We start from the raw sequence: 21,131 nt of genomic DNA, 5'->3' as shown, positions 1-21,131 counted from the left end.
ACGGTTCCCCGGCACTCGGTTTCCCGGCACGCGGTTCCCCGGCACGCCGCTCAGGAGAGCCGGCGCATCCTCTCGGCGAGGATCGGCCCGATCACCCGCAGCGCCTCCGGGCCGGCCATCGCGGCGTGGCCGCAGTCGACCGTGCGGTGGTCGAGCGGCCCGTCGATGTACGGGGCCCACATCTCCGGGGTGACCAGGTCGGACGGGTCCTTCCGGGTGGCCGCGAACACGACGGCCTCCGTCGCCACCGGCGTGTGCCGGTGGGCGGGGGTGATCCGGAGGTCGTTGGCCATGACCCGCAGGACGTCGGCGATCCGGTCCTCGGTGAAGTCGGCCACGGCCGCGTGGTGCTCACGGGCCAGCTCCGTGAACCGCGCGTGCGTGAGCGGTTCCCCGTCGCCGACGGGCACTCCGAACGCCGTCAGCAGCGTCCGGTACACCATGGACGTGTCGAGGGTCGCCTCCTCGGCGAGTTCCTCGGCGGTCCTGGGCCGCGCGGGCTGCGCGTCGAGGAGGACCAGGAACGGGACGTCGAACCCGCGCTCCCGCAGCCGGGCCGCCATGGCGTGGGCGACCACCCCGCCGAACGACCAGCCCAGCAACGGGAAGGGGCCCTCGGGACGCAGCCGGAGGAGCTCGGCGATGTAGTCGTCGGCGATCTCCTCGACGCTGCCCGGCAGGTCGTCCGGCTCGGACAGTCCGCGGGCCTGGATGCCGTAGACGGGCACCTCCGCGGGCAGGTGGCGCAGCAGTCCGGCGTACGACCAGCTCAGGCCGCCGCCCGGGTGGACGCAGAACAGCGGCACGCCCTCGGCGCGGGGCCGCAGGGGCAGGACGACACCGAAGGCGTCGGCCGAGCCGTCGTGGTCCGCGTCGAGGCGGCGGGCGAGCCCGGCCACGTCGGAGGTCTCGAACAGGGCGCGCAGCGGCAGCTCCACGCCCAGCACGTCCCGGACGCGGTCGATCAGCCGGGTGGCGAGCAGGGAGTGGCCGCCCAGGTCGAAGAACCCGTCGTCCACGCCGACCCGCTCCACCCCGAGGACCTCGGCGAACAGCCCGGCCAGCACCGCCTCCTGGGGGGAGGCGGGCCCGCGGCCGGCGGCGGCGCCCCGGTCCGGGGCCGGCAGGGCTCGGCGGTCGAGCTTGCCGTTCGGGGTCAGCGGCAGGGCGGGCAGGGTGAGCACAACCGACGGCACCATGTACTCGGGCAGCCGCAGGCGCAGGGCGTCCCGGAGGTCGCGGCGTTCGGCGAGGTGCGGCGCTTCGGCCGACTCGTCGGGCACCACGTAGGCGACCAGCCGTTGGTCGCCCGGCCGGTCCTCCCGTACCACCGCCACGGCGTGCGCCACGCCGGGCTGTTCCCGGAGCAGGACCTCGATCTCGCCCGGTTCGATCCGGAAGCCCCTGATCTTGACCTGCTGGTCGGCCCGGCCGGCGAACTCCAGCAGGCCGTCCCGGTTCCGGCGCACCAGGTCGCCGGTGCGGTACATGCGGGTGCCGGCCGGACCGTACGGGTCCGCCACGAAGCGCTGGGCGGTCAGCCCGGGCTGCCCCAGGTACCCGCGCGCCACGCCGGCGCCGGCGATGTACAGCTCGCCCACCACGCCGGGCGGCACCAGGCCGAGGCGCTCGTCGAGGACGTGCACCCGCGTGTTGGCGATCGGCGTTCCGATGGGCGTGCGCTCCGGTGCCGCCCCGGGGGCGATGCCGGCCGCCGTGGACCAGATGGTGGTCTCGGTCGGTCCGTACAGGTTGACGACCTCGGCGGCGCGGGCGGCGAGGGTCCGCGCGAGGTCGGGCGGGAGCGCCTCGCCGCCCACCAGGACCCGGAGCCCGTCGAGGCACTCGGGCTGCTCGTCGGCGAGGGCCCGCCACAGCGTGGGGGTCGCCTGCATGACGGTGGCTCCGGTGGCCCGGAGCAGACCGGCGAGCGCGGCGGGCGTGCGGGCCGTGTCACGGTCGGCGAGCACCAGCGTGGCGCCGCTGGTCAGCGGCAGGCAGAGCTCCAGCACGGAGATGTCGAACCCGACGGTCGTCACACCCAGCCAGCGGTCCTCGGTGGTCAGCGGGAAGCGCGCGGCCATGTCGGCGAGGAAGTTCGACAGCGCCCCGTGCTCCACGACCACGCCCTTGGGCGCGCCCGTGGATCCGGAGGTGTAGAGGACGTACGCCGGGTCCGCGGTGACGGCGACCGGCGCCGGGTCGGTGTCCGGGCACAGTGCCAGGGCGGCCGCGGTATCGGGGGCGTCGGTGACGACCGTCGCCGAGGACGGACGCTCCGCCAGGGCGCCCGCTCCGGCGCCCGTGGCGACGGCGTCGCTGGTGAGCAGGAGGGCGGGAGCGGCCTCGGTGAGGATGTGCGCCACCCGGGCGCTCGGGAACTCCGGGTCGACCGGCAGGTAGGCCGCACCCGTCTTGAGGACGCCGAGGAGCGCGGCCACCAGGTCCGCTGACCGCTCGTACATCAGCGCCACCGTGTCGCCCGGTCGGACGCCCCGGGCGAGGAGCCAGTGGGCGATCCGGTTGGCCCGGGCGTTGAGCTGGGCGTAGCTGAGCCGTTCGGCCCCGGCGACCAGGGCCTCGGCCTCGGGCGTCCGGGCCGCCTGTGCGGCGAACAGCTCCGGCACGGTCGTCGCCGGCACGTCCCGGCCGGTGTCGTTCCAGCCCGACAGGAGGTGGTGCCGCTCCTCGGGCGTGAGGATGTCGACCTGGGCCACCGGCAGTTCCGGCCGCGCGGCCAGCCCCTCCAGCAGCCGCACCCACCGGCCCAGGAACCCCTCGACGGTGGACCGGTCGAAGAGATCCGTCGCGAACTCCGCGACCCCGCGCACCCCGCCACCCGGCTCCTCGACCAGGCTGAGGGTGAGATCGACCCGGGACACACCCGTGCCCACCGGCTCCTCCGCCACCTCCAGACCCGGCAGTTCGAAGCGGGCCTGCTCGGTGTTCTGCAAGGCCAGCATCACCTGGAACAACGGATGCCGAGCCGCCGACCGCCGGGGATTCAACTCCTCCACCAGGTACTCGAACGGCACATCCTGATGCGCGAACGCGCCCAGACCCGCCTCACGCACCCGGCCGACCAGCTCGGCGAACGACGGATCACCCGACACGTCCGTCCGCAGCACCAGCGTGTTCACGAAGAACCCGACCAGGTCGTCCAGGGACCCGTCGGAGCGACCGGCCACCGGAGAGCCGATGGGGACGTCCTCCCCCGCACCCAGGCGGGACAGCAGCACGGCGAGACCCGCCTGCAACACCATGAACAACGTGGCGTTCGACGACCGCGCGAGCTCGCCCAGTGCGCGGTGCAGGTCCGGGCCCAGCTCGAACGACGCCGTCCCTCCCGCGTACGAGGCCACCGCCGGCCGAGCCCGGTCGGCGGGCAGGCTCACCTCCTCCGGAAGTTCCGCCAACTGGCCGCGCCAGTAGGCGATCTGGCCGTCGCGCACCTCGTCCAGGACCTCGCGCTGCCACAGCGTGTAGTCCGCGTACTGCACCGGCAGCGGCTCCCACCCAGGCGCCGAACCCTCCAGCCGGGCCGTGTACGCCTCCGCAAGATCACGCGCCAGCGGCGCCATGGACCAACCGTCACCCGCGATGTGGTGCAGCACGACGAGCAGGACGTGCTCCGACGGGCCCGAGGCGAACAACCACGCCCGGAGCGGGATCTCCGCCGCCAGGTCGAAGGCGTACCGGGCGGCCTCGGCCATCGCGTCGCGCAGTCCGCCGGCGTCGACCTCCACCGTCACCAGCGGGACCGGCGCCTCGGCCAGCACCCGCTGGCAGGATTCGCCGTCCACTTCGGCGAACACCGTCCGCAGCGACTCGTGCCGGCCCACCACGTCGTCCAACGCGGCCGCCAACGCACCCCGGTCCAACGCGCCCGACAACCGCAGCCCCAAGGGCATGTTGTACGTCGCCGACGGCCCCTCCAACCGGTGCAGGAACCACAGCCGCTGCTGAGCGAACGACAACGGCAACCGCTCCGGCCGCACCCCCGCCACCAACTCCGGGCGCACCACACCACCGGAAGACAACCGCTCCGCCAACCCGGCCACCGTCGACGACTCGAACACCGCACGCAACGGCAGCTCCACACCCAGCACCGAGCGCACACGACTCACCAGCCGTGCCGCCATCAACGAGTGACCGCCCAGACCGAAGAACCCGTCGTCGATCCCGACCCGGTCGACCCCCAGCACCTCCGCGAACAGACCGCAGAGGATCTCCTCCTGCGGCGAGCGCGTCGTCCGCACCGCCCGCAGCGCGTGGTCGGGGTCGGGCAGGGCGGCCCGGTCGAGCGCACCGTCCGCCGTCAGCGGGAGGGCGGGGACGGGCATGACCACCGCGGGCAGCCGGTGGTCCGGCAGCCGGTGCTTCAGGTCCTCTTGCAGGCGCGACACGGAGAACTGGTTCATGACGAGCGGCACCACATAGGCCACCGACCGCGTCGCCTCGCCGTCCACCACCACGGCGGCCTCGGCGACGCCGGGCAGTGTCCGCAGGACGGCTTCGATCTCCAGGGCGGCGGCCAACGGGTCGGCGGGGCCGACGAGTTCCAGGTGCCCGTCGTCGGTCCGGCGGCGGGCCAGGTCGCCCGTGCGGTACATCCGCGCGTCCGGCGCACCGAACGGATCCGGCATCCAGCGCTCCGGGTTACTGCCGGCCAGGTCGCTCTCCGCGCCCCTGGCGTACAGCTCGCCCACGACACCCCGTGGCACGAGTCGGAGGTTCCGGTCCAGGACGTAGTCCAGCCGCGACAGTTCGCGGTGTTCGTCGGAGGTGAGGATGTCGGCCTGGCCGACCGGCAGCTCCGGCCGCGCGGTCAACGCCTCCAGCAAGCGCACCCACCGGTCGAGCAGCACCTCGACGGTGGACCGGTCGAAGAGGTCCGTCGCGAACTCCGCGACACCCCGCATCCCACCGCCGGGCTCCTCGGCGAGGCTGAGGGTGAGGTCGACCCGGGACACACCCGTGCCCACCGGCTCCTCCGCCACCTCCAGACCCGGCAGTTCGAAGCGGGCCTGCTCGGTGTTCTGCAAGGCCAGCATCACCTGGAACAGCGGATGCCGCGCCGCCGACCGCCGGGGATTCAACTCCTCCACCAGGTACTCGAACGGCACATCCTGATGCGCCAGGGCACCCAGACCGGCCTCGCGCACCCGGCCCACCAACTCGGCGAACGACGGATCACCCGACACGTCCGTCCGCAACACCAACGTGTTCACGAAGAACCCGACCAGATCGTCCAGCGCCTCGTCCGAACGCCCCGCCACCGGCGAACCGATGGGAACGTCCTCCCCCGCACCCAGGCGGGACAGCAACACCGCCAAGGCCGCCTGGAGCACCATGAACACCGTGGCGTCATGGGCACGCGCCACCTCGCCGACGGCACGGTGCAGAGCCGGATCGAGGACGAAGGACGTCATGTCGCCGGCATAGGAGGCCACGGCCGGCCGGGCCCGGTCTGTGGGCGGGCCCACTTCCTCGGGAAGGCCCGCCAACTGGCCACTCCAGTAGGCGATCTGGCCGTCGAGAACGTCGTCCATGACCTCACGCTGCCACAGCGTGTAGTCCGCGTACTGGACCGGCAGCGGCTCCCACCCGGGCGCCGCACCCTCCAGCCGGGCCGCATAGGCCTCGGCCAGATCACGCGCCAACGGCGCCATGGACCAGCCGTCACCCGCGATGTGGTGCAGCACCACGAGCAGGACGTGCTCCGACGGACCGGTACTGAACAGCCAGGAACGGATGGGCAGTTCAGTCGAAAGGTCGAAGGCGTACCGCGCGGCCTCGTCCAACTCCCGGCGCAAAACTGCCGGTTCGACCTCGGACACCTCGAACGGCACCCGGACCCCGGTCAGTACCCGCTGACACGGCTCGCCGTCCACCTCCGCGAACACCGTCCGCAGCGACTCGTGCCGGCCCACCACGTCATCCAACGCGGCCGCCAACGCACCCCGGTCCAGCACACCGGACAACCGCATGGCCAACGGCATGTTGTACGTCGCCGACGGCCCCTCCAAGCGGTGCAGGAACCACAACCGCTGCTGCGCAAAGGACAGCGGCAACCGCTCCGGCCGCTCCCCCACCACCAGCTCCGGCCGCACCGCACCACCGGCACCCAACCGCTCGACCAGCCCGGCCACCGTCGGCGCCTCGAACACCGCACGCAACGGCAGCTCCACGCCCAGCACCGAGCGCACACGACTCACCAGCCGCGTCGCCAGCAGCGAATGACCGCCCAGGTCGAAGAAGTCGTCGTCGATCCCGGCCCGGTCGACCCCCAGCACCTCCGCGAACACCTCGCACAGCGCCGCCTCACGCGCCGAACGGGGCCCCCGGCCATCCTCCGACACCGACCCGCCGAAGTCGGGCACCGGCAACGCGGCCCGGTCCACCTTCCCGCTCGGGGTGAGGGGAAGCCGGTCCAGGGGGACGACGGCCGCCGGGACCATGTGGTCCGGCAAGGTGGCCCGCAGGTGTTCCCGGAGCTGCCGGGTGTCGATCCCGGCGCCCTCCTCCGGCACCGCGTAGGCCACCAGGGTGTTCTCCCGGGCGACGACCAGGGCCTGGCGAACCGCCGGATGGGTGGAGAGAGTCGCCTCGATCTCGGCCGGCTCGATCCGGAAACCCCGGATCTTGACCTGCTGGTCGGCCCGGCCGAGGAACTGGAGGACCCCGTCGGTCGTCCAGCGGGCGAGGTCTCCCGTGCGGTACATGCGGTCGCCGGGTGCGCCGAAGGGGTTGGCCACGAACCGCTCGGCCGTCACTCCCGGCCGCCGCAGGTAGCCGTCGGCCAACTGGACTCCGGCGATGTACAACTCGCCGGGGGCGCCGGGAGCCACCGGTCGCAGCGCCGCGTCGAGCACGTACAGGCGGGTGTTCCAGACCGGCCGGCCGATGGGTACGACCCCCGGGTCGGCGACGCTGTGCCAGGAGGTGACGTCCACCGCGGCCTCGGTCGGGCCGTAGAGGTTGTGCAGTTCCGCCTGGGGCAGCGTGTCGTGGAACCGCGCGGCCAGGTCTGCCGGGAGCGCCTCCCCGCTGCACATCACCCGAGTCAGGCCGGTGCAGCGGGCGGTGGACTCGTCGGCGAGGAACGCTTCCAGCATGGACGGCACGAAGTGGACGGTGGTGACGGCCTCCGTCTGGATCAGCCGGCTCAGGTACGCCGGGTCCCGGTGGCCTCCGGGTTCCGCGACCACGAGCGTGGCGCCGGTGACGAGCGGCCAGAAGAACTCCCAGACGGAGACGTCGAAGCTCGACGGGGTCTTCTGGAGCACCCGGTCGTCGGGGCCGAGCCCGTACTCGTCCTGCATCCACAGGAGCCGGTTGACGATGGCCCGCTGCGGGACGACAACGCCCTTGGGGCGCCCGGTGGAACCCGAGGTGTAGATCACGTAGGCGGGAAGGCCGGGGTGCTGTTCGACGGCCGGCCCGGTGGCGTCACCGCCGTCCCCGTCGAGCAGCCCGCTGATCAGGTCGAGGTCGTCGACCACGTACGCGGGCTCCGCGTCACGGCACATGAACGCGGTGCGCTCCGCCGGGTAGTCCAGGTCCAGCGGCAGGTACGCGGCACCGGCCTTGTGCGTGGCCAGGAGCACGGCGACCAGTTCGACCGACCTCGGCAGCGCCACGGCCACCGTGTCGCCCGGTCGGACGCCCTGGGCGAGGAGCCAGTGGGCGATCCGGTTGGCCCGGGCGTTCAGCTGGGCGTAGGTGAGCCGTTCGGCCCCGGCGACCAGGGCCGTGGCCTCGGGCGTCCGGGCCGCCTGCGCGGCGAACAGCTCCGGCACGGTCGTCGCCGGCACGTCCCGGCCGGTGTCGTTCCAGCCCCACAGCAGCTGTTGCCGCTCCTCGGGGGTGAGGATGTCGGCCTGGCCGACCGACAGTTCCGGCCGCGCGGCCAGCCCCTGCAACAGGCGCACCCACCGGTCGAGGAACAGCTCGACGGTGGACCGGTCGAACAGGTCCGTCGCGAACTCGGCGATTCCCCGCATCCCGCCGCCGGGCTGCTCGGCGAGGCTGAGGGTGAGGTCCATCCGGGACACGCCCGTGCCCACCGGCTCCGCCACCACCTCCAGGCCGGGCAGTTCGAACCGGGCCTGCTCGGTGTTCTGCAACGCCAGCATCACCTGGAACAACGGATGCCGCGCCGCCGACCGCCGGGGATTCAACTCCTCCACCAGGTACTCGAACGGCACATCCTGATGCGCCAAAGCACCCAGACCCGCCTCACGCACCCGACCCACCAACTCGGCGAACGACGGATCACCCGACACATCCGTCCGCAGCACCAACGTGTTCACGAAGAACCCGACCAGACCGTCCAGCGCCTCGTCCGAACGCCCCGCCACCGGCGAACCGATGGGGACGTCCTCCCCCGCACCCAGACGGGACAGCAACACGGCGAGACCCGCCTGCAACACCATGAACAACGTGGCGTTCGACGACCGCGCGAGCTCGCCCAGTGCGCGGTGCAGGTCCGGGTCGAGGGCGAAGGTGGTCACGTCACCCGTGTACGAGGCGACTGCCGGCCGCACGCGGTCGGCGGCCAGGCTCACCTCCTGCGGGAGCTCCTCCAACTGGCCGCGCCAGTAGGCGATCTGGCCGTCGCGCACCTCGTCCAGGACCTCGCGCTGCCACAGCGTGTAGTCCGCGTACTGCACCGGCAGCGGCTCCCACCCGGGCGCCGCACCCTCCAGCCGGGCCGTGTACGCCTCGGCCAGATCACGGGCCAGCGGCGCCATGGACCAGCCGTCGCCCGCGATGTGGTGCAGCACGACGAGCAGGACGTGCTCCGACGGACCGGTACTGAACAGCCAGGACCGAATGGGCAGTTCAGTCGAAAGGTCGAAGGCGTACCGCGCGGCCTCGTCCAACTCCCGGCGCAGAACTTCCGGTTCGACCTCGGACACCTCGAACGCCGCCCGGACCCCGGTCAGCACCCGCTGGCACGGCTCGCCGTCCACCTCCGCGAACACCGTCCGCAGCGACTCGTGCCGGCCCACCACGTCATCCAACGCGGCCGCCAACGCACCCCGGTCCAGCACGCCCGACAACCGCAGCCCCAACGGCATGTTGTACGTCGCCGACGGACCCTCCAACCGGTGCAGGAACCACAACCGCTGCTGCGCAAAGGACAGCGGCAACCGCTCCGGCCGCACCCCCGCCACCAGCTCCGGCCGCGCCACCGCACCCGAAGCCAGCCGCTCGACCAGCCCCGCCACCGTCGGCGACTCGAACACCGCACGCAACGGCAGTTCCGCAGCCAGCCGTTCACGGACACGGCCCATCAACCGCATCACCAGCAGCGAATGCCCGCCCAGGTCGAAGAAGTCGTCGTCGATCCCGACCCGTTCGACTCCCAGCACCTCCGCGAACACCTCGCACAGCGCCGCCTCACGCGCCGAACGGGGCCCCCGGCCACCCTCCGACACCAAGGCGCCGAAGTCGGGCGCCGGCAACGCCGCCCGGTCCACCTTCCCGTTCGGCGTCAGGGGTATGGCGGGGACGGCCGTGATCAGGGCGGGGACCATGTACTCCGGGAGCCGCCCGCGCAGTTCCCCGGCGATCGCGGACGGGTCGAACCCGGTGCCGGGCTCGGTCACCACGTAGGCGACCAGACGGACATCGCCCTCCCGGACGGTGTGGACGACGACGGTGGCGTGCGCCACTCCGGCGCAGCGCCGCAGCCCCGACTCGACCTCGCCCGGTTCGATCCGGAAGCCCCGGATCTTGACCTGGTGGTCGGCCCGGCCGGCGAACTCCAGCAGGCCGTCCCGGTTCCAGCGGGCGAGGTCGCCCGTGCGGTACATGCGGGTGCCGGCCGGGCCGTACGGGTCCGCCACGAAGCGCTGGGCGCTCAGCCCCGGCTGCCCCAGGTACCCGCGCGCCATACCGGCGCCGGCGACGTACAGCTCGCCCACCACGCCGGGCGGCACCAGGCCGAGGCGCTCGTCGAGGACGTACACCTGCTTGCCGGTGACCGGCCGGCCGATCGGCAGGGACGGCTCAGGGTCGTGGCCGGGCACCATCGCGTGCAGGGTGGCGAAGGTGGTGGTCTCACCCGGTCCGTAGCCGTTGACCACGGTGAGGTCCGGGCAGGCCGCCATGACGCGCCGCACCGGGCCCTGCGGGACGACCTCGCCGCCGGTGAAGACCTGGCGCATGGACGCGAAGCAGTCGGGGTGGTCCTCGGCCATCGCCTTGAACAGTCCCGCGGTGATCCACATGGAGGTGATGCCGTGGTCGCGGACGATGTCGCGCAGATGCGGTCCGTCGAGCGGCACGTCGGGGGCGATGACGACCCGGCCGCCGAGCAGGAGGGGCATCCACAGCTCGAACGGCAGGGCGTCCCAGGCGGTCGGCGAGTGGAGGAGCACCCGTGCGGGGTACCCGCCGACCACGGGGTCGTCGGCCAGGGACGTGATGTCGGCGTGGGTGAGCCCGATGCCCTTCGGGGTGCCGGTGGATCCGGACGTGTAGATGACGCAGGCCAGCTGGTCGGGGTCGGGGGCCGCGCCGCGGTCGCCGGCGGACGGGGACGTGGACGTGGACGGGACGTGTGCGGCGTCGTCCTGGACGAACAGCACCTGGTCCCCGGGCACGAAGGCCGGGACGCGGGTCGGCGAGTCGGTCAGCAGCAGGTTGACGTCGTTGTCCGCCCACATCCTGCGGACCTGGCTCTCCGGGTACCGCGCGTCGAGCGACAGGTACATTCCGCCGGCCTTGACCACGGCCAGCACCGCGACCACGAAGCCGATCGACCGCGGCATGGCGATGGCCACCAGGCATTCCGCGCCGACCCCACGGCCGATCAGCTCATGGGCGAGGCGGTCGGCCCGCTCGTCGAGCTGGGCGTACGTCAGCCGGGTGCCGTCGGCGACGACCGCGACGGCGTCGGGGACCCGCTCGACCTGCGCCCGGAACGCCGTGACCAGGCTGCGCGCGGGCAGGTCCGTGTCGTTCCGGCCCGACAGCAGCTGCCGGCGCTCCTCGGGCGTGAGGATGTCGACCTGGGCCACCGGCAGTTCCGGCCGCGCGGTCAACCCCTCCAGCAAACGCACCCACCGGTCGAGGAGCACCTCGACGGTGGAGCGGTCGAAGAGGTCCGTCGCGAACTCCGCGACCCCGCGCATCCCGCCGTCAGGGTCCTCGGCGAGGCTGAGGGTGAGGTCGACCCGGGACACGCCCGTGCCCACCGGCTCCGCCACCACCTCCAGACCCGGCAGCTCGAACCGGGCCTGCTCGGTGTTCTGCAACGCCAGCATCACCTGGAACAGCGGATGCCGCGCCGCCGACCGCCGGGGATTCAACTCCTCCACCAGGTACTCGAACGGCACGTCCTGATGCGCCAAGGCACCCAGACCCGCCTCACGCACCCGACCCACCAGCTCGGCGAACGACGGATCACCCGACACGTCCGTCCGCAACACCAGCGTGTTCACGAAGAACCCGACGAGGTCGTCCAGCGCCTCGTCCGAACGCCCCGCCACCGGCGAACCGATGGGAACGTCCTCCCCCGCACCCAACCGGGACAGCAACACCGCCAAGGCCGCCTGCAACACCATGAACACCGTGGCGTCATGGGCACGCGCCACCTCGCCGACGGCACGGTGCAGAGCCGGGCTCAGCCCGAACGACGCCGTCTCTCCCGCGTACGAGGCCACGGCCGGCCGAGCCCGGTCGGCGGGCGGGCTCACCTCCTCCGGCAGGCCAGCCAACTGACCGCGCCAATACGCGAGTTCATCCTCCCGTACACCGTCCAGCAGCTCGCGCTGCCACAGCGTGTAGTCCGCGTACTGCACCGGCAGCGGCTCCCACCCCGGCGCCGCTCCCTCCAGCCGGGCCGCATAGGCCTCGGCCAGATCACGGGCCAGCGGCGCCATGGACCAGCCGTCGCCCGCGATGTGGTGCAGCACCACGAGCAGGACGTGCTCCGACGGGCCGGTACCGAACAGCCAGGACCGGATGGGCACTTCGGCCGCCAGGTCGAAGGCGTACCGCGCCGCGCCCGCCAACACCGCGTCCAGACCGCCGGGTTCGACCTCGCACACCTCGAACGGCACCCGCACGCCGTTCAGCACCCGCTGGTACGACGCGCCGTCCACCTCCGCGAACACCGTCCGCAGCGACTCGTGCCGGCCCACCACGTCGTCCAACGCGGCGGCCAACGCACCCCGGTCCAGCACACCCGACAACCGCAAGGCCAACGGCATGTTGTACGTCGCCGACGGACCCTCCAGCCGGTGCAGGAACCACAGCCGCTGCTGCGCGAACGACAGCGGCAACCGCTCCGGCCGCACCCCCGCCACCAGCTCCGGGCGCACCACAGCACCCGAAGCCAGCCGCTCGACCAGCCCGGCCACCGTCGACGACTCGAACACCGCACGCAACGGCAGTTCCACGCCCAGCACCGACCGCACCCGGCTCACCAGCCGCGTCGCCAGCAGCGAATGCCCGCCCAGGTCGAAGAAGTCGTCGTCGATCCCGGCCCGGTCGACCCCCAGCACCTCCGCGAACAGGCCGCAGAGGATCTCCTCCCGCGGTGTACGGGGCCCGCGCGCCGACCGCGACGCGTAGTCGGGAGCCGGGAGGGCCCGCCGGTCGAGCTTGCCGCTGGAGGTGAGCGGCAGCGCGTCGAGGGCGATGACGGCGGACGGCACCATGTACTCGGGCAGCCGTTGCCGCAGGGCGTCCCGCAGCCCGGCCAGGACGCGTCCGGTCGTCCGGGAGCCCAGGGGGTTGTTCACCAGGGCCGACAGGGGCTTGTCCTGGGTGTACGCCGGTCGGTGCACGTCCGTGTAGACGGCGTCCGCGCGCCCGCCGGGAACGAGTACGGCGTCGAGGGCGTCCGGCGCCCCGGGCGCCCAGGTGGTCAGCACCTGGCAGCCGTGCCGCTCGCCCCACTCGTGCAGGGCCTCCGGGTCGACGGCCTCGGGCGTGTTCCCGTCGGCCCGCCCCGTGCTCAGCCGGGCGCGGAGCCGCTGCGGCGACGCCTCGTGCGCGAGTTCCTCCGCCGCCGCGACCTCTCCGGTCAGCCGGCTGTTGACGAGGCCGGTGACCCGGACCGGCCCGGCCCCGGAGGTGAGGGCGTCCAGGCCCGCCAGGTCCTGGAGGCTCGTGAGATCGCGGCCCCAGACGAGTTCCGGCACGTTCGCGAGGGACTCGGCCCGGGCGGTCCCGTCCGCCTTGTGCAGGACGACCTCGTAGCGGTGCCTGGTCAGCTCGTTGTGGTGGGCGCCGCGCTTGAGCCGGATGTCGACGCCGGCCACCGCCTCGGGGTGGCGCCGCGCCCAGACGGTGAAGAAGTCCGGGTCGATGACCAGTTCCTTCTCCATGATCACCGCGTGTTCCACGGCCGCCCTGAGCTGCTCGCCGGTGCTGTCCTCCGCCGCGTGGCCGAGGTGGATCCCGGTCTGGAAGGCGCGCAGCGAGCCGCGGTGGCGGACGTCGCCCACGACGATGCGCCCGCCGGGGGCGAGCCGGCCGAGCGCGCCGTCCAGGACCCGGGCCAGGTAGTCGGCGTCGGGGAAGTACTGGATGATCGAGTTGAGGACGACGGTGTCGAAGTACTCGGCCGGGATGTCGTCCACGACGTCGGCGGGCCGGCACAGCAGCCGTACCCGGTCGGCGAGTCCGGCGGTCTCGCACTGGGCGGTGAGGCGTTCGATCACGGGCGCGGAGAAGTCCGTCGCCCAGTAGGTCTCGGCCCGGGGGGCCAGCGGGCCGAAGAGCAGGCCGGAGCCCACGCCGATCTCCAGGACGCGCCGGGGCGGGCGTTCCGTGATGCGCCGCACCGCGGCGTCGCGCCAGTCGCGCATCTCGTCGAGCGGGATCGGCTCACCGGTGTAGGAGCTGTTCCAGCCGGTGAAGTCCTGGCCGAACCCGGGCGTCTCCGTCCCGGCACCGCCGTAGACGTCGTCGTAGATCTCGCGCCACTCGTCCACCTGGTCGTCCTCGGCGCCCTCGCCCTCGGGCACGATGTACGCGACGAGCCGCGGGTCGCCCTCGCGGTCCTCGCGGACCACCACCACGGCCTGGGCGACACCGGACTGCTCGCGCAGGACGGCCTCGATCTCGCCGGGTTCGATCCGGAAGCCGCGGACCTTGACCTGCTGGTCGGCCCGGCCCAGGTACTCGAGTTGCCCCTCCGCCGTCCAGCGCACGACGTCGCCCGTGCGGTACATGCGGGTGCCGGCCGGGCCGAACGGATCGGCCACGAAGCGCTGGGCGCTGAGCCCGGGCCGGTCGAGGTAGCCGCGGGCCAGGCCCGCGCCCGCCAGGTACAGCTCGCCGGGGACGCCCGGCGGCACCGGCCGCAGGCGTTCGTCCAGGACCCGGACCCGGGTGTTGTCGACGGGGCGTCCGATCGGTACGTCACCGCCGGTGAGCGGCTCGCTGATGGCCGCGACGACCGTGGACTCGGTCGGGCCGTAGGCGTTGACCATGCGGCGTCCCGGCGACCAGGTCCGCACCAGGTCGGCGCCGCACGCCTCGGCTCCCACGATCAGGGTGCGGAACCCGGTGAGCGCCTCGGCGGATCCGGCCGGCAGGGTGCCGAGCACGGACGGCGGGATGAGCGCGTGGGTGATCCGGCGGTCGGCCAGGACGTCGGCCAGTTCGGCGCCGACGAGGCGGTCCCGGCCGCCCAGGACGAGGGCGGCGCCGGCCGCGAAGGCCATGGTCAGTTCGAGGACGGCCGCGTCGAAGCCGGGCGACGACAGCTGGAGCACCCGGGAGTCGGGGGTGACCGCGCACTGTCGCAGCAGGGTGCTCGCCAGGCTCCCGAGGCCCTGGTGGGTGACGACGACGCCCTTGGGCACGCCGGTGGAGCCGGAGGTGTGGATGACGTAGGCCGGGTGGCCGGGGTGCGGCGGTGCGGCGGGCTCCGGGTCGTGGTCGGGGCAGCCGGCCAGGGCGGCGGCCGTCCCCGGGTCGTCGGTGGCCACGGTCTCGGTGCCGTCGTGCAGGGTGCCGATCGTGTCGGCGAGCGCCCGGGTGGTCAGGATCAGCTCCGGGGCGGCGTCGGCCAGGATGTGGCCGACCCGCTCGGCGAGGTACTCGGGGTCGAGGGGGACGTAGGCGGCGCCCGCCTTGAGGACGCCGAGGACGGCCGCGATCTGCTCGGGCGAGCGCTCGTAGAGGACGGCCACGTGCTGCTCGGCGCCGATGCCCCGGGCGCGCAGCCAGTGGGCGATCCGGTTGGCGCGGGCGTCCAGTTCCCGGTAGGTCAGTTCGACGTCCTCGCAGACCAGGGCCGTCGCGTCGGGGGTGCGGGCGGCCTGGGCGGCGAACAGCGCCGGCAGGCTCGACCCGGTGGTGTCGCGGGTGGGGCCGGCGTTCCACCCGGTGATCCGCGCGTGCTCCCGCGGGGTGAGGATGTCCGCCGCGCCGATGGGGGCCGCGGGGTCGTGGAGCAGGGCGCGCATGAACGCGGTCCACCGGTGGATCAGGGCGTCGACGGTGGAGGCGTCGAAGAGCTCCGTGGCGTACTCGACGTACGCGTCGATGCCGGCGGGTTCGCCGTTCGCGCCGTGGCTCTCCGTCAGGCTGAAGAAGAGGTCGAAGCGGGAGGTCCCGGTGCCGACGAGTTCCGGGCGGACGTCGAGTCCGGGCATCCGGAACCGGGCCTGCTCGTTGTTCTGCAGGGTCAGGGCCACCTGGAACAGCGGGTGGTGGGCGGTCGAACGGTGCGGGTTGATCTCCTCCACCAGGGACTCGAAGGGGACGTCCTGGTGGGCGTAGGCGGCGAGGCTGGTCTCCCGTACCCGGCCGACGAGTTCGGCGAACGACGGGTCGCCCGAGGTGTCCGTGCGCAGGACCAGCATGTTGACGAAGAAGCCCACCAGCCGGTCGAGCGCCTCGTCGGTCCGGCCGGCGATGCCGCTGCCGAGCGGGATGTCGGTGCCGGCGCCGAGCCGGGTCAGCAGGGCGGCGAGAGCGGCTTGCAGGACCATGAAGACGGTGGCGTCGTGGGCGCGGGCCAGTTCGCTCAGCGCGCGGTGCAGGTCCGGGTCGAGCGTGAAGGGGGTCACGTCTCCGGCGTACGAGGCCACGGCGGGCCGCGCCCGGTCGGCGGGGGCGCTCACCTCCGTCGGGAGGTCGGCCAACTCCTGTCGCCAGTAGTCCACTTGGCGGCCGAAGAGGCTGTCGGGATCGTCCGCCCCACCCAGGAGGTCCCGCTGCCAGAGGGTGTAGTCCGCGTACTGCACCGGCAGCGGCTCCCACTCCGGCGCCGCACCCTCCAGCCGGGCCGCGTAGGCCTCGGCCAGGTCGCGGGCCAGCGGCACCATGGACCACCCGTCGCCCGCGATGTGGTGCAGCACGACGAGCAGGACGTGTTCGGTCGGTCCGGCGCTGAACAGCCAGGACCGGATGGGCACTTCGGTCGCCAGGTCGAAGGCGTACCGGGCGGCCTCGTCCAACTCCCCGCGCAGGTCGGCGGTTTCGAGCCGCCGTGCCTCCAACGGCACCTCGAACTCGGCCAGCACCCGCTGGCACGGCTCGCCGTCCACCTCCGCGAACACCGTCCGCAGCGACTCGTGCCGGCCCACCACGTCGTTCAGCGCGGCCGCCAGCGCCGCCGGGTCCGGCTCCCCCGACATCCACAGCGCGAGCGGCACGTTGTACGTCGCCGACGGGCCCTCCAACTTGTGCTGGAACCAGAGGCGTTGCTGCGCGAAGGAGAGGGGAAGGACGTCCGGCCGGGAGACGGGCGCGAGGCGGGTGCGCCGCTCCCCGGTTCCGTGACCGAGACGGAGTGCCAGGGCGCCCGGGCTCGGGTGCTCGAACAGCTCGCCGGGCTGGATCTCGGCGTCGAGGACACCGCGGACACGGCTGATCAGGCGGGTGGCGAGCAGGGACTGGCCGCCGATGTCGAAGAAGCTGTCGCCGGGTGCCACCCGGGTGAGGCCGAGCAGTTCGGCGAAGAGCCCGCAGAGGACCGCCTCCCGGGCGTGCGGCTCGTCGGCGCCGAGGATCTCGACGGGGGCGAGGTGGGCCGGCAGGCGGTCGCGGAGCTCCTGGAGCACCTTCGGGGACGGGCCGGGCAGGACGTAGGCCACGAGCCTGGTCTCGGCCCGGGCCGTCGTCCGCTCCTGCTCCTGCTCCTGCTCCTGCTCCTGCTCCTGCTCCGCGGGATCTTCGGCCCGCACCAGGACGGGGATCGCGTGGGAGACCTCGGGGTGTTCGAGCAACTGGTCGCGCAGTCGGTCGAGCAGACGGCGGCCGCGCTCGTCCTCCCGGCCGCCGGACAGCAGGCCGGCCAGGGAGAACGACTCGGCACCGGTGGCCGCGATCCGGCGCGGGCGGCGTACCAGTCGGCGCAGGACGGAGGGCACCGGCCCGGTGGAGCGCTCGCGCAGGCCGACGGAGTCCAGGCGGACGGGAGCCACCACGGGCCGGCGGGCGCGGATCGCGAGGTCGAGGAGGGCGAGGGCCCGCGGCGTGGGCAGCGGCAGGACGCCGGAGCGCCGGATGCGGCCGAGGTCGCCCTCGTCGAGGCCGGCGGTCATGCCGGACTCCTGCTCCCACAAGCCCCACGCGAGCGAGAGGCCCGGCAGCCCCCGGGCCGACCGCTCCTGAGCCAGCGCGTCCAGGAACGTGTTCGCCGCCGCGTAGTTCGCCTGACCGGCACCGCCGATCAGGCCCGACACCGAGGAGTACACGACGAACGCGGCCAGCCCGGGGCACCGCTCCCGCGTCACCTCGTGCAACGCCCACGCGCCGTCCACCTTCGACCGCAGCACCTCCCCCAGCGCTTCCACACCCAGCGACACCAGCACCCCGTCGCGCAGCACACCCGCCAGGTGGAACACGCCCGTCAGCGGACGCTGGGCCACCGCCTCGTCGACCAGCACCCCCAACGCCACCCGGTCGGCCGCGTCACACGCCCGCACCTCCACAGTGCGCGCGCCCAACCCCAGCAGCTCGTCCCGCAGTGTCGCCGCCCCGGGCGCCTCCACGCCCCGACGGCCCACCAGCACCAGGTGCCGCACCCCGCACGCCACCACCAGATGACGCGCCAGCAACGCCCCCAACACCCCCGTCCCACCGACCAGCAGCACCGCCCCCTCCGGATCCAACGACACCGGGGCCCGGAACTCGGCCGGTGCCGTCCGGGTGAGTCGGGGGGCGAGCAGGGTGCCGCCGCGCAGGGCGAGTTGCGGTTCGCCGGTCGCGAGGGCCGCGGCCAGGACGCCGCGGTCCGGGTCGGTGTCGACGTCCAGGAGGACGAAGCGGTCCGGGTGCTCGGTCTGGGCGGAGCGCAGCAGACCCCACAGGACCGAGGCTGGCAGCGCGCTCACGCCCTCGTCGGGGGCGGTCGCGACGGCCCCGCGGGTGAGGACGACGAGGCGCGAGCGGGCCAACCGCCCCTCGGCCAGCCAGTCCTGCAGCACCTCCAGTGCGCGCTGGGCGACGGCCCGGGCCGCGCCGGGCACGTCCCGCCCGTCGCCCTCCGCGTCCAGGCAGGGGAGGATCACCGTGCCGGGCACCTCGGCGGCCCGGGCCAGGGCGGCCGGGTCGGGGTACGCCACGGCACCGGGGAGAGCGAGCACGTCGGCGGAGCCGAGCATGCCCCAGGAGTCTTCGGAGGAGGGCCGGACGGCGTGGCCACCGAGTGCGGTCCAGTCCAGGTGGAACAGGTCGTCGTGAACCTCGGCCTCGACCTCGACCCTGCCCTCGGTTTGTTGACTCATCGTCACTTCACCGATGCTCAGCACCGGTTCGCCCATCGCGTCCACCGCGAACACCCGCGCGGTGCCGGCTCCCGTGGGCGTCAGCGACACGTGCAGCGCGGTGGCCCCGGTGGCGTACAGCTCGACGCCGGACCAGGTGCGGGGCGCACCGGTTCCGGCGAACGGTCGCAGTGCGGCGGCCAGCAGCACCGGGTGCACGCCGTACCCCACGGGGTCGGTGTGGGCCGGGAGTTCCACATCCGCCCGGAGGACGTCGTGGTCCGGGCCCGTGGCGGCCGGCGCCGGCCCGGCGTCGACCGGGGTCTCGGTCAGTTCCCCGGTGGCGTGCCGGATCCAGGTTCCGGAGGCTCGCGAGAAGACGGCGAGGGAGCAGCGGCCGCGGCCCAACGCCTCGACCACGACCTGCACGTCGGTCGCGGTCCGTCCGAGGCTCAGGGACGTCTCGACGGTCAGCCGCTCCAACCGGTCGCACCCGGCCCGGTCGGCCGCGGCCAGCGCCAGTTCGAGCAGCACGGCGTGCGGAACGTCCGCGGCCCAGGGGTGGGTCGTGGGCGAGAGCCGGCCGGTGAGCACCCAGCCGTTCCCGTCGGGCCGCTCGACCGCCGCGCCCAGCAGCGGGTGCCCCACCGTTTCGAGACCCGCGGAGGCCACGTCCGCGACGGCGGTGTCCTCCTTCAGCCAGTAGGACCGGCGCTGGAAGGCGTACGTCGGCAGCTCCACCGGCCGCGCGCCCGGGAAGAGCGGGGACCAGTCGACGGGCAGTCCGCCGGTGTGGAGGCGGGCCGCGTTCGTGAGGATCTGCCGGACGGCCCCGAGGTCACGGCGCAGGGAGCCCACGACGACCCGCTCGCCGCCGAGGGTCTCCTCGATGCCGGCGGTCAGGACGGGGTGCGGGCTGGATTCCACGACGAACCCGTGGCCGCCGTCGGCCGCGGCCTGGACGGCCTCCTGGAACCGGATCGGCCGCCGGAGGTTCTCGTACCAGTAGTCGGCGTCCAGCCGCGCGGTGTCGAGGGCGGTCGCGGTGACGCTGGAGTAGAAGGCGGTGTCGCAGGTCGTGGGGGTGATGCCTGCCAGCTCCGCCAGGAGCTGCTCACGCAGCGGCTCGACGCTCGCGGAGTGGGAGGCGTAGTCGACGTCGATGCGGCGGCTCACGATCCCGCCCGCCTCGCAGCGGGCCGTGAGCCGGTCGAGGGCCTCGGGGCCGCCCGAGACCACGGTCGAGGAGGGGCCGTTGACCGCGGCGATCTCGGCATGGCCGTCGACGGTGGCCAGCAGTGCGCGCACGTCCTCGACCGGGGCGGCGACGGAGACCATGCCACCGGTGCCCGCCAGGCGCAGCAGGGCCCGGCTGCGGATGGCGACGATCTTGGCCGAGTCGTCCAGGGACAGCGCTCCCGCGACATGGGCGGCGGCGATCTCGCCCTGGGAGTGGCCCACCACCGCGTCGGGACGCACGCCCAGGGAGCGCCAGACTGCGGCCAGTCCGATCATCACGGCCCAGAGGGCCGGCTGGACGACGTCGACCCGGTGCAGCGGGGGTGCGCCGTCACGGCCGTTCAGCACGTCGAGCAGGGACCAGTCGACGTACGGGGTCAGGGCCTGGTCGCAGGCGCGGAGCTGTTCCTCGAACGCCGGTGACCCGGCGAGCAGTTCCCGTGCCATGCCGGCCCACTGGGAGCCCTGGCCGGGGAAGACGAAGACGGTGCCGCGCCGACCGTCGGGGGGTGTGGTGGAGGGCGTGACGGTGACGTTGTCCGCCGTGCCGCCCTCGGCAAGGGTCCGCAGTCCGGCGAGCAGTTCCTCCCGGTCGGCGCCCGTCACGACGGCACGCTGCTCGAACAGCGAGCGCTGCGCGACCAGCGACCAGCCGGCATCGCCTGCCCCGACCTCCGGGTGCTCCGTCAGGTGCTCCGCCAGCCGGCCCGCCTGCGCCCGCAACGCCTCCACCGACCGCCCGGACACCACCCACGGCACCACACCCGGACCCTCAACAGGGCTCTCAGCAGGGGCTGTTAGCTCTTCGGCGACCCCTTCCACGATCACATGCGCGTTCGTCCCACTGATCCCGAACGACGACACACCCGCCCGCCGCGGCCGGCCCACCTCAGGCCACTCCCGCGCCTCGGCCAGCAGCTCCACCCCGCCCGAGGACCAGTCCACATGCGACGACGGCACCTCCGCGTGCAACGTCCGCGGCAACACCCCGTGCCGCATCGCCAGCACCATCTTCATCACACCCGCCACACCCGCCGCGGCCTGCGTATGACCGATGTTCGACTTCACCGACCCCAGCCACAACGGCACTTCGCGCCCCGCCCCATAGGCGGACAGCAAGGCCTGCGCCTCGATCGGATCACCCAACCGCGTCCCCGTCCCGTGCGCCTCCACCGCGTCGACGTCACCCGCCGCCAACCCGGC

At 73.5% G+C, this 21,131-nt stretch carries 1 protein-coding gene and 1 pseudogene; both read right to left on the bottom strand.

Annotated features, from left to right (window positions below; translation table 11 throughout):
* Positions 1-50 precede the first annotated feature (50 nt).
* A complete protein-coding gene (locus tag ACWDCZ_RS23070; protein WP_449816867.1) occupies positions 51-20,927 on the bottom strand; it encodes a non-ribosomal peptide synthase/polyketide synthase in 20,877 nt (6,958 codons plus the stop codon).
* 24 nt (positions 20,928-20,951) lie between these two features.
* A pseudogene (locus ACWDCZ_RS23065) lies at positions 20,952-21,101 on the bottom strand (hypothetical protein); the annotation flags it as partial.
* Positions 21,102-21,131: the final 30 nt, after the last annotated feature.

The sequence above is a fragment of the Kitasatospora sp. NPDC001225 genome (genome assembly GCF_053597855.1).
The sequence above is the reverse complement of the archived record's forward strand: the minus strand, read 5'-3'. Positions and strand labels throughout refer to the sequence as shown.